This is a genomic window from Dactylosporangium sp. NPDC005572, assembly GCF_040605515.1.
Classification (GTDB): Bacteria; Actinomycetota; Actinomycetes; order Mycobacteriales; family Micromonosporaceae; genus Dactylosporangium.
Genome location: NZ_JBEXCY010000274.1, coordinates 1 through 13,876 on the forward strand (window position 1 = coordinate 1; position 13,876 = coordinate 13,876).

The 13,876-nt window shown below is 72.9% G+C and carries 13 protein-coding genes, 1 pseudogene and 1 riboswitch; of the genes and pseudogenes, 3 read left to right on the forward strand and 11 right to left on the reverse strand.

Going from position 1 to position 13,876, the window contains the following annotated elements; all coding sequences use genetic code 11:
* On the forward strand, positions 1-1,928 hold a 1,928-nt coding region (locus ABZS66_RS55710), incomplete at its 5' end, for a transglutaminase domain-containing protein (RefSeq protein ID WP_354772118.1).
* Between the two features lie 404 nt (positions 1,929-2,332).
* Here the strand turns inward: ABZS66_RS55710 and ABZS66_RS55715 are convergent.
* On the reverse strand, positions 2,333-2,716 hold the full coding sequence (locus ABZS66_RS55715) for a DUF3040 domain-containing protein (protein WP_238007708.1): 384 nt from the start codon (positions 2,714-2,716) through the stop codon (positions 2,333-2,335).
* 151 nt (positions 2,717-2,867) lie between these two features.
* Positions 2,868-4,181 (reverse strand): DNA polymerase IV, encoded by a 1,314-nt coding sequence (locus ABZS66_RS55720; RefSeq protein ID WP_354772120.1) that lies wholly within the window; start codon positions 4,179-4,181, stop codon positions 2,868-2,870.
* 96 nt (positions 4,182-4,277) lie between these two features.
* On the opposite strand from ABZS66_RS55720, the gene ABZS66_RS55725 reads away from it, so the two are divergent.
* A complete protein-coding gene (locus tag ABZS66_RS55725; protein ID WP_354772122.1) occupies positions 4,278-4,745 on the forward strand; it encodes a hypothetical protein in 468 nt (155 codons plus the stop codon).
* A gap of 447 nt (positions 4,746-5,192) precedes the next feature.
* On the opposite strand, the gene ABZS66_RS55730 is transcribed toward ABZS66_RS55725, so the two are convergent.
* The 9 genes and pseudogenes from ABZS66_RS55730 to thiE form a co-directional block, all read right to left on the reverse strand.
* On the reverse strand, positions 5,193-6,341 hold the full coding sequence (locus ABZS66_RS55730) for a nucleotide pyrophosphatase/phosphodiesterase family protein (RefSeq protein WP_354772124.1): 1,149 nt from the start codon (positions 6,339-6,341) through the stop codon (positions 5,193-5,195).
* Positions 6,341-7,057, reverse strand: a complete 717-nt coding sequence (locus tag ABZS66_RS55735; RefSeq protein ID WP_354772126.1) for a methyltransferase domain-containing protein — start codon at positions 7,055-7,057, stop codon at positions 6,341-6,343. The genes ABZS66_RS55730 and ABZS66_RS55735 overlap by 1 nt, the downstream gene beginning before the upstream one ends.
* Before the next feature lie 20 nt (positions 7,058-7,077).
* Positions 7,078-8,595 (reverse strand): phosphomethylpyrimidine synthase ThiC, encoded by a 1,518-nt coding sequence (gene thiC, locus ABZS66_RS55740; protein ID WP_354772128.1) that lies wholly within the window; start codon positions 8,593-8,595, stop codon positions 7,078-7,080.
* 95 nt (positions 8,596-8,690) lie between these two features.
* Entirely contained in the window at positions 8,691-9,482 is a 792-nt protein-coding gene (thiD, locus tag ABZS66_RS55745; protein WP_354772130.1) for a bifunctional hydroxymethylpyrimidine kinase/phosphomethylpyrimidine kinase, read from the reverse strand.
* A complete protein-coding gene (locus tag ABZS66_RS55750) occupies positions 9,479-9,991 on the reverse strand; it encodes a thiamine phosphate synthase (RefSeq protein WP_354772132.1) in 513 nt (170 codons plus the stop codon). The genes thiD and ABZS66_RS55750 overlap by 4 nt, the downstream gene beginning before the upstream one ends.
* Complete coding sequence (locus ABZS66_RS55755) at positions 9,988-10,740, reverse strand: thiazole synthase (protein ID WP_354772138.1); 753 nt, start codon at positions 10,738-10,740, stop codon at positions 9,988-9,990. Before ABZS66_RS55755 ends, ABZS66_RS55750 begins: the two co-directional genes overlap by 4 nt.
* A 37-nt stretch (positions 10,741-10,777) precedes the next feature.
* Entirely contained in the window at positions 10,778-10,981 is a 204-nt protein-coding gene (thiS, locus tag ABZS66_RS55760) for a sulfur carrier protein ThiS (RefSeq protein WP_354772140.1), read from the reverse strand.
* Positions 10,980-11,090: riboswitch (TPP riboswitch) on the reverse strand. Its footprint overlaps the gene before it by 2 nt.
* 46 nt (positions 11,091-11,136) lie before the next feature.
* Positions 11,137-12,162, reverse strand: a pseudogene (gene thiO, locus ABZS66_RS55765) (glycine oxidase ThiO); the annotation flags it as partial.
* Complete coding sequence (gene thiE / locus ABZS66_RS55770; protein WP_354772134.1) at positions 12,159-12,779, reverse strand: thiamine phosphate synthase; 621 nt, start codon at positions 12,777-12,779, stop codon at positions 12,159-12,161. The gene thiE and the pseudogene thiO, both read right to left, overlap by 4 nt.
* 18 nt (positions 12,780-12,797) lie before the next feature.
* On the opposite strand from thiE, the gene ABZS66_RS55775 reads away from it, so the two are divergent.
* The gene (locus ABZS66_RS55775; RefSeq protein ID WP_354772136.1) at positions 12,798-13,772 is read left to right on the forward strand and encodes an aldo/keto reductase; all 975 of its coding nucleotides are present in this window, start codon (positions 12,798-12,800) and stop codon (positions 13,770-13,772) included.
* Positions 13,773-13,876: the final 104 nt, after the last annotated feature.

Genomic DNA, 13,876 nt, shown 5'->3' on the forward strand with positions numbered 1-13,876 from the left:
GCTTCGGCCGCCGCTTCACCGGCGACGGGCGCGACGTCGACCTGTGGGAGCCGTCGCCGCTCGCCGCGGCCGGGCAGCGGCTCGGGGCGGTGGGCGTGACGGCTGCGGTACTGCTGCCGCTCCTGCCCTTCGCGATGCCGGCCGGCATCCTGGAGCGCTTCGGCAGCGGGGCCGGCGGCGGGCCGGGCATCGGCGGCGGGGGCGGCAGCGGCCGGTCCGTGAGCATGTTCGCCCTGCTCGACGGCCAGCTGAACCGCTCCAAGAAGACCGACATGATCAAGGTCACCAACGTCAACGACAAGAACCCGTTCTACCTGCGGTTCAACGTGCTCGAGGAGCTGACCAACAAGGGCTTCAACGGCAAGCCGATCACCGGCGGCCAGTCGGTCAACTCGGGCATCGCCGGCCCGACGTGGGAACCGTCGGTCAAGACCACGACGTACAAGGCGAACATCGAGATCACCAACGAGCTGGCGATCGCCTACCTGCCGATCTACGTCTGGCCGACCAAGATCGAGAAGGTCGACAGCGAGTGGGCCTTCGACCGCCGTACCTCGGTCGTCTACGCGAGCAAGAACAAGCAGACGTCGGCCAAGAAGAAGTACACGGTCGAGTACGTCCGCCCCGACATCACCAACGACGACCTGCGCAACGCCGACCCGATCAACACCAACGACCCGCAGCTGCGCGACGTGCTGTCGGCGCCGGCCAACACGTACGTCAAGAACCTCGTCGCCGAGCTCACCAAGGGCAAGACGACGGAGCTGGACAAGGTCCTGGCGATCTACAACTTCTTCGCGCCCTCGAACGGCTTCGTCTACGACACGTCGACCGGCCCCGACACCAGCGGCACGAAGATCGTCGACTTCCTGCAGAACAAGCGGGGCTACTGCTCGCAGTACGCGGCCGCCTTCGGCTGGCTGCTCCGCGAGGCCAAGATCCCGTCGCGGGTCGCGTTCGGCTTCGCCCGCGGCGGCGACCGGCAGGGCGACACGATGACCCTGACCAACATCAACCTGCACGCGTGGACCGAGGTCTACTTCCCCGGCTTCGGCTGGCTGCCGTTCGACGCCACGCCGGCCACCGCGATCCCGGGTTCGGTCACGCCGTCGTACCTCCCCCGCACCGACGACACCGTCGTGGGTGACGACCCGGTCGACCGCGGCGGCGCCGACCCGGGCGCCGACCCGTCGTCGAGCGCGGCGGCCCCCGGCTCCGACCAGGGCAACAACCCGGGCACGACCACCGGCGACACCGGGCCGAAGGAGGCCTCGCTCCTGGAGACGACGGCCGCCGTCGCGCCCTGGGCGGGCGGCGGACTCATCCTCCTGCTGCTGCTCCTGTCGCCGGCCCTGGCCCGCAACCGGATCCGCCGCCGTCGCCTGACGGTGGCCGCCCCGGGCCCGGCGCCCGTGGCGCACACGCCACCCGGCTCGCCCCCGGACGCGCCCACGATGACGGTCCTGCCGATCGACGACCAGTCCTACGTCCGGGCCCGCGCCGACGCCCACAGCGCCTGGGACGAACTCGTCGACCTCATGATCGACTACCACGTGCCCACCGACGAGGCCGAGACCCCGCGCGCGACGGTCGACCGCCTGGTCCAGAAGGAGCGCCTGCGCGACAAGGCCCAGACCGGCGTCCACCTCCTGAGCACGGCCGAGGAGCACGCGCGGTACGCCCGCCGCCCGCTGACCGGCCGCGAGCTCCGCGCGGCGGTGTCGGACGTCCAGTCGGCGTTCGCCGCCCGGGCCCCACGCAAGACCCGCATCCTGGCGGTCGTGCTGCCACCGTCGGTCCTGCGCCGCTGGCGTGTGGCGGCGGCCAACCGCTCGAGCACGGTCTCCCTGACCCTGGGGCGCGGCTGGGACCAGCTGATGCGGGCCTTGAGCGTCCGCCGCTTCGTGGCCAGGAGAGCCGACCGCTGACCGTTCGTACCGAATGGGGCGCCCGCCGCAGTCCGGCAGGCGCCCCTTTTCTTGCCGTTCGCTCTCACTGTCCGGCCGCCACACCGCAAGCTGGCGTCCTGACCGGTTGAGCGCCGGCCGCGGTTGATCTCGGTGGCGCTTCCCCGCCTGGGCGCCCTCTCACACCCCATGATCAAGGGAAACTTCTGGCTGCCATAACGACCAGATGTTTCCCTTGATCATGGAGCGGCGGGCCGCCGGGGCGCAGTCGATCGGACATATCGGAAATGTCGCTCAGTTCATCGGTTCTGCCCACGGAAAGCGCGAGTGGCGCGCAGCCTCGTGTCTTCACGAGGCGCGCGCCACTCAACGGAGTGCCGAGGGGCGGCTGGCCGCCCGCTGGAGTCGCGACTGGGACCCGAAGGTCAGACGTCACCCTCGGGGCGACGGCGCCAGCGCTCCTCCAGGCGGTCGACAAGGCCACCACGACGGGAACGGGTGCGGCGGGAGGCGGTGCCGCCGACCACGTGCAGGTCGGTGGTCTGGCCGCGCCGGTACGCTTGCATGCCGAACGCCAGGGCGCCCAGCATGACGACGAATCCGCCGACGCCGAGTGGCGGGACGGATATGGCGACACCGTAGACGAGCAGCCCCATGCCGGCGATGAGGAACACCAGGGCGGCGATCATCCGGCGCTTGGCATGGAACCGCGGGTCGGTGGCGCGCACCGCAGACGCGAACTTGGGATCCTCGGCAAGCGACCGCTCGATCTGCTCGAACAGCCGCTGCTCGTGCTCCGAGAGCGGCACGGCACTCCTCCCCGGTCGCGAAGGCCGGTCCTGATGGACCGGCAGTCCGGCACAGCCGGACGGCTGCGTACTGGCAAGTTTACGAGGGGGTCAACCCGTCGGAAAGCGGGACGTTGGTCCAGCCGTGCCGATTTTCCGCCGAGTGTGGCTCCTAGGTCCTTCCATTGTGTCGCGTCTGGGACTCTCCTGCCCGCTCCTGGGCGGGTGCGGCGCCGTTTCCATCCTGGCGCAACCCGTCGCCGCCGAGCAGGCTGGCCGGTTTCACGAGCCCCGACCCGAACCGCGCGGCCACCGCGTCGGCCGCCCGCTCGGCGTCGCGCCAGCCGTGGTCGCGCTCCCCGAGCGTCATCTGGCGGGGCGCGCCGTCGGCCTGGACGAGGCCCTCGACGCGTACCCCGATCAGGCGAATCCGCTCCCCCGGCCGCGCCGCCTGGAACAACGACCAGCCGATCTCGAAGATCTCGCGGCTGACGTCGGTGGGGACCTCGATGGTGCGGGACCGGCTCAGCGTCTGGAAGTCGGCCAGCCTGATCTTGACCGACACGGTGCGACCGGCCTGGCCGGCGTGGCGCAGGCGCTGGGCGACCTTCGTCGACAGGGCCAGCATCGTCCGTCGGATGATTGACAGGTCGCTCACATCGACGTCGAACGTCGTCTCGGCGCCGATCGACTTCTCCACGTGCTCGGAAATCACCCGCCGGGGGTCCCTCCCCCAGGACAGCTCGTGCAGGTGGACGGTCGCGGCGTCGCCGACGGCGGCCCGCAGCATGCCCACGGGCGCCGCGGCGAGGTCCGCGACGGTCCGCAGGCCGAGCCTCTGGAGGGTCTCGGCCGTCTTCTCGCCGACACCCCACACCGACGCCACGGGTAACGGATGCAGATACTCCAGCACCCGGTCGACCGGGATGACGACCATGCCGTCGGGCTTGGCCCGGGTCGAGCCGAGCTTCGCCATGAACTTCGTCGGCGCCACCCCGACCGAGCAGGTCAGCCGCTGCTCCTCGGCGACCCGCTTGCGGATCAGCGCGGCGATCTCGGCGGGCCGCCCGAGCAGCCGCCGCGCGCCGGCCACGTCGAGGAACGCCTCGTCGAGCGACAGCGGCTCGACCAGCGGCGTCACGTCTCTGAAGATCGCCATGACGGCTCGCGACGCCTCGCCGTACGCCGTGAAGTCCGGCGGCAGGAACACCGCGTGCGGGCACAGCCGCTGCGCCCGGCTGCCGGGCATGGCGCTGTGAACCCCGTACTTCCGGGCCTCGTAGCTCGCCGCCGACACCACCCCGCGCGGCCCGGCGCCGCCCACGATCACCGGCTTGCCACGCAGCTCCGGTCTCCGGCGGACCTCCACCGACGCGTAGAACGCGTCCATGTCCACGTGCAGCACTGTGCAGCCGGTGTCGTCGGCCCCGGGCCCGAACTCCCCCGACCCCGCCCCGTCGCGCGGCACCACCTGACTTCGCCCCACAACGCGAACCCTAGCGGGACCCTCTGACAATTCCGGCCGCCCGAGCCGGACAGCCGTGTAATTGACTCGAAGTTAGGTATGCCTTACCTTCCTGGCATGGCCCTCCTCGCGATGACGTCGCCGCTGGCACCGGTCGTCGCCGCACTGGAGGGGCTCCGCCGCCGCCACCCGGAAGAGGTGGCGTGCATCGCGCCGGGCTTGATCATCCGCCCCGACGAGGGCGCCGTGCGCGCCTTGACCGCGGAGGCTTTGGCCGTACTCCTGGTGGCCGGCTGGACCCGAGCCCACCGCGTCCCTCTACTCTTCGCCGACGCCACGTTCCTCACCGGCGCCGGCCGGCTGGGCATCACCCGGGCCCGCGTGGCCGTACTCGACGGCGACCCGTCAGCAGGCCGCCCCGGCGTGGTGGTCGCCCGCGCAAGGCGCGACCTCCTGACGATCGTGCAGGACAACCTGTGCACCCTGTCCCCGGGCCCGGACCTGGCGTCAGCAATCCACACGCTGACCGAACGCTGGGCCCTACCAGCCACACGAGACGCATCGCTTTTGATGCATCATTTCTGATACATCAGAACGGATGCATCAGGCCTGATCCAGCGCAGCGAGCGGCGCGGCGGTCCCCCACACGCGCCACGACCTCCTGGCGGTCCCACAGGACAACCACTGCGCCCGTCGAACGCCGCCCGACGGCAACCCCACCAAGGGCATCGCTTCTGATGCATCGTTTTCGATGCATCCGTTCCGATGCATCCGAACTGATGCATCCGAACTGATGCATCCGAACTGATGCATCCGAACTGATGCATCAATGCCGGTACAGCGGCGCAAGCGAGAAAGGCGCGGAGACGGCCCATGGCGGGGCCAATGGGCAGGGCTGGGGCAGACGCGGCGGGGCGGGGCAAGGCGAGGCGCAAGGCGAGGCGAGGCGAGGCGAGGCGAGGCGAGGCGGGGCGCAAGGCGGGGCGGGGCGCAAGGCGGGGCGGGGCGCAAGGCGAGGCGGGGCGGGCAGGGTCAGCGGCGGACCACGAGCAGCGGGATCTGCATCTCCGCCGCCGTACTCGAGCCGTGGAACGCGATCATCTGCCGCAACCGCGGCGGCTCGTGGGCGCTGGCCATGACCACCCAGCGGTCGCGGCAGGCCACCACCACGTCGCCCACGCGGGCCAGGTGTTGTTGAGGGATCGGGCCGAACCAGCCGGACGCCACCGCTTCATCGCGCGGCACCACCCACGCGCCGTCGCCCAGGACGCCGCGCCAGGAGGCGATCACGTCGTCCAGCGCGCCCGGGATCACGTGCAGGTAGCGGACGCGGGGTTCGCCGGCGACCACCGCCACGCCGTCGCGCAGGCGGGCGTCCAGGTCCAGGTCCAGGCGCCGGTCCGCGGGGATGTCCAGCTGGCCGTGGTCGGCCGTGACGACCAGGGCCGAGTCCGGGGGCAGGCCGTCGATCAGGCGGGTCAGGAGACGGTCGGCCGACGAGACGGCCGAGCGCCACTCGCCGGTGCCGATGCCGTAGTCGTGGCCGGCGCGGTCGACGTCCGGCAGGTAGCCGTAGACCAGGTGCGAGTCCCGGACCGCGGACAGCATGGAGTCGGCGACCGCGTCGGCCACCACGCCGGCGCCGAAGCGGGCGCCGCGGTAGGCGGAGACGGACAGGCCGCTGCGTTCGAAGGCCGGGTTGCTCACGACCGTCGCGACGAGGCCGGCGTTGGCGGCGCGGGTGAAGGCGGTGGGCAGCGGCTGCCAGGCGGCCGGGTCGGGCTCGTCGGTCCAGTGCAGGTGGTTGACGATCTTGTCCGTGCCGGGCTGGTTGAGGGTGATGCCGACGATGCCGTGGGCGCCGGGGGGCGCGCCGGTGCCGAGCGTGACCAGGCTGACCGGGGTCGTCGACGGGAAGCCCGAGGTGATCGAGCGCGCGGTGCCGAGGCGGCCGCCGATGATGTCGGTCAGCGTGGGCGCGTGCGGCGCGGCGATGCCCAGCTGGTGCCAGCCCAGGCCGTCGAGGAGGACGACCGCCACGCGGCGCACGCCCTGCAGGGCCGGGCCGAGGCCGAGGGCGTCGCGCTCGTAGGGCATGCCGAGCACGCTCAGCACGCTGGGCATCACCTCGGCCAGGCTGGCCTGCCCGTATCGGGGCGGCAGCAGGTCGAGCTGCCCCATCAGGACTTCCGCGCCAGGAGGTGCAGCTGCGTGGCGATGTCCCGGTACGGCGGGAGGCCGGCCAGCGCGAGCTCGAACGCCTGGAGGGCCTCGGGCTCGCTCTCGGCGACGGTGCCGGGCACCAGGTCGGCGACGACCCGGACCCCGTGGATCTGCTCCACGGTCAGCCCGGCCTCGCTGAGCAGCTCGGTGGCGGTCTCGGCGGAGTACCGCCGGCGCAGCCGGTCGCGCGTGTCGCCGCGGCCGTCGGGGCTGGCGACGAGCAGCGACGCGGCCGCGAGGTGCCCGCCGATCGCCTTGGCCAGCACCGCCGCGGCCCGGCTGGCGACCACCACGCTGGCGGCGCCGCCGGGGCGCAGGGTCGCGGCCAGCGCGGCGACGACCTTGTGCGGGTCGTCGACGACCTCGAGCATGCTGTGGCACAGCACCAGGTCGACGCTCTCCGGCGGTACCAGATCGGCCAGACCGTCGCCGTCACCCTGGACGGCGCTGACCCGCTCGCCGACCCCGGCCTCCGCCGCCCGGCGGATGAGTGCCGCCAGGGCGTCGGGGCTGGGATCGACGACGGTAACCGTGTGGCCGGCCCGGGCGAGCGGCACGGCGAACCCGCCGGTGCCGCCGCCGACATCGAGGGCGGTCATCGGGCGGCCGGCCCGCGCCAGCTCGTCGCGCAGGACCCGCCAGACGACGGCGGTGCGGGGTGCTGAGGACTCCACCCGTCAGACCCTAGTCCACGCTAGGAGTACAGCTGCGCACCAGTCTCGACGAACTCGCGGGACTTCGACCTGAGCCCCAGGTCCCGCAGCTCGTGCGAGATCTTCATCGAGCAGAACTTCGGGCCGCACATCGAGCAGAAGTGGGCGGTCTTCGCAGGCTCGGCGGGCAGCGTCTCGTCGTGGTACGCGCGGGCCGTGTCCGGGTCCATCGCCAGGTTGAACTGGTCCTCCCAGCGGAACTCGAAGCGCGCCTTCGACAGCGCGTCGTCCCACGCCTGCGCGCCCGGGTGCCCCTTGGCCAGGTCGGCCGCGTGCGCCGCGATCTTGTAGGCGATCACCCCGGCCTTGACGTCGTCGCGGTTGGGCAGGCCCAGGTGCTCCTTGGGGGTGACGTAGCAGAGCATCGCGGTGCCGTACATGGCGATCATGGCGGCGCCGATCGCCGAGGTGATGTGGTCGTACGCCGGCGCCACGTCGGTCGTGAGCGGGCCGAGCGTGTAGAAGGGCGCGTCGTGGCACCACTCCTTCTGGAGGTCGACGTTCTCCTTGATCTTGTGCATGGGCACGTGCCCGGGCCCCTCGATCATCACCTGGACGTCGTGCTCCCAGGCGATCTTCGTCAGCTCGCCGAGGGTCCGCAGCTCGGCCAGCTGCGCCTCATCGTTGGCGTCGGCGATCGACCCGGGCCGCAGCCCGTCGCCGAGCGAGAAGGCGATGTCGTATTTCGCGAACAACGAACAAAGCTCGGCGAAGTTCTCGAAGAGGAAGTTCTCCTCGTGGTGCGCCAGGCACCAGGCGGCCATGATCGAACCGCCCCGCGACACGATCCCGGTCACCCGCCCGACGGTCAGCGGCACGTACCGCAGCAGCACGCCCGCGTGGACCGTCATGTAGTCGACGCCCTGCTCGGCCTGCTCGACGATCGTGTCGCGGTACACCTCCCACGACAGCTTCAGCGGGTCGCCGCCGACCTTCTCCAGGGCCTGGTACAGCGGCACCGTCCCGATCGGCACCGGCGAGTTGCGGATGATCGCCTCCCGGGTCGCGTGGATGTGCTTGCCGGTGGACAGGTCCATGACCGTGTCCGCGCCCCACTTCGTCGCCCAGGTGAGCTTGGCGACCTCCTCCTCCACGCCGGAGGTGACGGCCGAGGTGCCGATGTTGGCGTTGACCTTCACCAGGAACCGGCTGCCGATGATCATCGGCTCGCTCTCCGGGTGGTTCACGTTGTTCGGCAGGATCGCCCGGCCCGCGGCGATCTCCTCGCGGACGACGGACGGCTCGACCGCCTCGCGGATCGCGACGAACTCCATCTCGGGCGTCACGATCCCCTGCCGCGCGTAGTACAGCTGCGTTCGTTCGACGCCCCGCTCCGCGATCCACGGCGCGCGCAGCGCGGGCAGGCCGGCCGGCGGGTCGTTCAGCGGCCCGGACGTGTCGTAGAGCCGGACCGGCGGGTTGTCACCGGTGAGGTCGACCTCGGCGAACGGGACCTGGATGTCGGGCCGCGAGCCCTGGACGTACACCTTGCGTTTCATGCGCGAGCTCCCTCTTTCGGGCAGACTGCAGCGTCTCCTGAGCCGGCCGGCGCAGGAGTGTCGAAATAAAGCGGGTACTGGTCGAACAGCGGGTACTAGCGGAACGGGCCCCAGTCGAGCGGGCCGTGACCGGACCCCAGCGTCCAGCCGGCCGAGCGTGACAGCGCCTCGTGGACGTACGCCTTCGCGCCGTGCAGCGCCTCGGCGAGCGGCTCGCCGAGCGCGAGCCGGGCGGCCGTCGCCGCCGCGAACGTGCACCCGGTGCCGTGGTTGTTGGCCGTGTCGATCCACGGCGCGGTGAGCAGTTCGGTCGTGCCGGCGTGCCAGACCACGTCGACGGCCTCCGCGCTGCCGCGCAGGTGCCCGCCCTTGACCACGACGCACGCCGGCCCGTAGGCGGCGAGGTCCTCGGCGGCCTTCACCGCGTCGTCGACGTCGGTGACCTCGCGGCCCAGCAGCACCGCCGCCTCCCGGAGGTTCGGGGTCACCACGGTGGCGTGCGGGAAGAGCAGGTCGAGGTAGGCGCGCTCGGCGTCGGCGGTGAAGAGGCGGTCGCCGGACGACGCCACCAGCACCGGGTCGACGACCAGCCCGGGCAGCCGCGGCGCGAAGCTGGCGACGAGGGCCACGGTCTCCGGGGTGGCGAGCATGCCGGTCTTGACCGCCGCGACCGGCAGGTCGGCGAGCACCGCGTCGAGCTGCTCGCCGACGAACGCGGCCGGCACCGCCGAGATGCCCCGCACCCCGACCGTGTTCTGCGCGGTCAGGGCGGTGATCGCGCTGGTACCGAAGACGCGGTGCGCGGCGAACGTCTTGAGATCGGCCTGGATCCCGGCCCCGCCACCCGAGTCGGATCCCGCGATGGTGAGCGCCACGACGGGGTTCATGCGGTCAGCAGCTCCTTCACGAACCGGGCCGGGTCGTCGGCGCGCATGACGGCGCCCATCACGGCGACGCCGGCCGCGCCCTGGTCGAGGCAGTCGCGCACCCGGGCGGGCGAGTCGACGCCGCCGAGCGCGTACACCGGGACGGACACCGCGAGCGCCATCCGGCCCAGGCCGGCCAGCCCGAGCGGCGGGCCGTAGCCCGGCTTGGAGCGGGTCGGGTAGATCGGCGACAGGGTCGCGTAGTCGACGCCGTCGTCGGCCGCGGCGACCAGCTCGGCCAGGTCGTGGCACTTGCGCAGCCGCGGCCCCTCCTCCAGCAGGAGCGCCCCGCCGGCCCCGCCGATCATGGCGCCGAGCCGGCCGGCGAGCTCCGCGCGCTCCCCCGCCGGCAGGTCGTCCTCGCGGAGCACGAAGATCCGCGCCCCGCCGTCGATCGCCCGGTTGACCACCTCGTCGAGCGGCCGGGTGGCCTGGCGGCGGTCGGTGAAGACGATGAGCCCGGGCGTCACCACGGCAGCCCGCCGGTGGGGCTCGACGCGGTGGCGTGCAGGCGGCGCGGGATGCGCCCGGCCGTGTACGCGAGCCGCCCCGCCTCGACGGCCAGCCGCATCGCCCCGGCCATCCGCGCCGGGTGCTCGGCCCGGGTGACCGCGGAGGCGAGCAGCACCCCGTCGCAGCCCAGCTCCATCGCGAGCGCCGCGTCGGACGCGGTGCCGATGCCCGCGTCGAGGATGACCGGCACACGGACCTTGTCGCGGATGAGCGCGATGTTGTGCGGGTTGCGGATGCCCATGCCCGAGCCGATCGGCGCGCCGAGCGGCATGACCGCGGCGCACCCGACGTCGGCGAGGCGCTGGGCGAGGATCGGGTCGTCGCTCGTATACGGCAGGACCGTGAACCCGTCCTCCACCAGCTGCGCGGCGGCCGCGGCCAGCTCGACGCCGTCCGGCAGGAGGGTGTCCTCGTCGCCGATGACCTCCAGCTTGACCCACGGGGTGCCGAACGCCTCCCGCGCCAGGTGGGCGAGCTTCACCGCCTCGGTCGCGGTGTAGCAGCCGGCGGTGTTCGGCAGGATCCGCACGCCGCAGCGCTCGACGACCTCGAGCAGCGAGGGCGCGGCCGGATCGAGCCGGCGCAGGGCGACCGTGACGAGCGCGGTGCCGCTGGCCCGGACGGCCGCCTCCAGCGCGGCGTGGCTGGTGGCCCCGCCGGTGCCCAGGATGAGCCGCGACGCGAGCGCCTCGCCCGCGATCTCCAGCGTGTCCCCGGCCGGCGAGGCCGGCCGCTCGGCGAGCTCAGCCACCCTGGACCGCCGTGAGGACCTCGACGTGGTCGCCGTCGGACGGGTGGGTGTCGGCCCACCGCGCCCGGGGCACGACGTCGCCGTTGAGGGCGACCGCCACCCCGCGCGGGTCGGGCCCGGCGAGCTGGTGCACGACGTCGGCGACGGTGATGCTGTCGTCGACGGTCGATGCGACGGCGTTGACCACGAGCTGCATACGGCTCACTCCTGCCTCCCTGCGCCGGCATGACCCGGATCAGGTTCGACGGTCGGGGGCTCACAGCCCCCCTCTCAGCCCGGTCACACCGGACTCCCGTGGGGTACGCCTCGACCATAACCCCGCCGCCCGGCTCAGGTAAAGCGGACCGCCCCGAACGGCGCCAGGTCGACATCGGTCGATCCCTTGGTGATCAGGTCGGCAATGACCTGCGCCGTCACCGGGGCGAGCAGCACGCCGTTGCGGTGGTGGCCGGTCGCCACCAGCAGGTCGTCACCCAGGTGACCGAGGATCGGGGCGTTGTCCGGGGTGCCCGGGCGCAGGCCGGCCAGGGTCTCGGTGAGGGCCAGCTCGGCGACGCCGGGCAGCAGGTCGGCGGCCGGTCGCAGCAGGTCGAGCACGCCCCCGGCGGTGACGGTGGTGTCGGCCCCCCGCTCCTCCTCGGTGGCGCCGACGACCAGCTCGCCGTCCGCGCGCGGCACGAGGTACACGTGCCGCCCCAGGGCGACGCCCCGCACGACGTGGCGGAGGAGCGGCTCGGCGGCCCGCAGCCGCAGCAGCTGACCCTTGACCGGGCGGACCGGCAGCCCGGTCAGCGCAGCAGCGCCGACGCCGTTGGCGACGACCGTCACACCGTCCCGCGGCTTGGAACGGATCATGGTCAGGTCGGTGACGTCCAGCGGCTCGACCGGGATCGGCAGCGTCCGCAGCGCGCGCAGGACCAGGCGCGGGTCGACCTGGTGGTCACCCGCCGCGAACGCGCCGCCCCGCACGCGCGGCGAGAGCAGCGGCTCCAGCTCGCGCAGCTGCCGGCCGGTCAGCGGCTCGATCGGCGTGCCCGCCCGCCGGTAGTACCCGACCATCCGCCGCACCTCGGCGAGGTCGTCGTCGGTGAGCGCGACGAGCAGGCTGCCCTCGGTGCGGTAGCCGACCGCCTGGCCGGTGGCCGTCTCCAGGTCGGCGGCCCAGGCCGGCCAGCGGCGCATCGACTCGAGCATGAGGGACTGGAGCGCCTCCTCGCCGAAGTTGGCCTCGGCGGTGGGCGCCAGCATGCCGGCTGCCACCAGCGCGGCGCTGCGGGCGGGGTCCGGGTCGTACAGGGTGACGTCCACGCCCCGCCGGTGCAGTTCCCAGGCGCAGGCCAGGCCGATCATCCCGGCGCCGACAATCCCCGCGGTCATGGGCGCACCAGCGCCGCGAACGCCGCGGCGGCCGCACCGGGGTCGGGCGCGGTGCTGACCGCGCCCACCACGGCGACCGCGTGGGCGCCCACCGCGAACAGCTCGGCGGCCCGCGCCGCGGTCACCCCGCCGATCGCCACCACCGGCACGTCCACGGCCTCCGCCACCGCCCGGATGCCGGCCGGGCCGATCGCGTCCGGCAGCCCCGTCTTCGTGGTCGTGGCAAACGCGGGCCCGACGCCGAGGTAGGTGGCACCGTCGGCGACCGCCCGGCGGGCCTGCGCGGGGTCGCGCGCGGTCGCGCCGAGGATCGCGTCCGGGCCGAGCACCCGGCGGGCGGCGGCGACGGGCAGGTCGTCGGCGCCCACGTGGCCGCCGTCGGCGCCGGCCGCGAGGGCCAGGTGCAGCCGGTCGTTGACCAGGCACACCGCGTCGTGCGCCCGGCACAGCTCCAGGATGCGCACGGTCAGCTCGTACGCCTCGCGGTCGGTGACGGCGTCCTCCGGGCGAACCTGCACGGTGTCGAACCCGGCCCGCAGCGCCGCCGCCGTGACGGCCACGGCGTCGCGACCGGGGCGGGTGTCGGTGATGAGATGCAGTCGTCCAACGGTGCGCACGGCGCTAGCTTTTCAGACATGCAACAGGTGCGACTCGGCCGGACCGGCCTGAAGGTCTCGGAAATCTGTCTCGGCATGATGAGCTACGGCTCCCCGAAGTGGCGCGACTGGGTGCTCGACGAGGAGGCCGCCGACCCGTTCGTGCGGCGCGCGGTCGAGGCCGGCATCACGTTCTTCGACACCGCCGACGTGTACTCGCTCGGCGAGAGCGAGGTCGTCACGGGGCGGCTGCTGGCGAGGTACTTCCCGCGGCGCGACGACTACGTGCTGGCCACCAAGGTGTGGAGCGCGATGAGCGACCGCCCCAACGACTCGGGCCTGTCCCGCAAGCACATCCTGGCCGGCATCGACAACTCGCTGCGCCGGCTGGGCACCGACCACGTCGACCTCTACCAGATCCACCGCTGGGACCCGGACACCCCGATCGAAGAGACGATGGAGGCGCTCCACGACGTGGTCCGCTCGGGCAAGGCCCGCTACATCGGCGCGTCGAGCATGTACGCCTGGCAGTTCGCGAAGGCCCAGCACACGGCCCGCAGCAACGGCTGGACGGAGTTCGTGTCGATGCAGAACCACTACAACCTGGTGTACCGCGAGGAGGAGCGCGAGATGCTCCCGCTCTGCCTCGACCAGGGCGTCGGCGTCATCCCGTGGAGCCCGCTCGCCCGCGGCATGCTGGCCGGCAACCGCGGCCCGGGCGACGATCGCCGCACGACCCGCTCGAAGAACGACGCGTTCAGCGCCATGTACAACGACGACGACTTCGCCGTCGTGGACGTCAACGCCGAGGTGGCCCGCGAGCGCGGGGTGGCCCCGGCCCAGATCGCCCTGGCCTGGCTGCTGTCCCGCCCGGCCGTGACCGCCCCGATCGTGGGCGCCACGAAGCTGGCCCACCTGGAGGACGCCATCGCGGCCACGTCGGTGACGCTGGACGAGAAGGAGATCGCCCGCCTGGAGGCCCCGTACGTCCCCCACCCCGTGCTGGGCCACTGAACGGCCATTGAGACGGCGGCGGCCGGCCACCCTGCGTGGGGCGGCCGGCCGAGCTCGCTCGGGCCCGACGGGCACGCGGCCGTGGACGCCCTGCTGACCCGGGC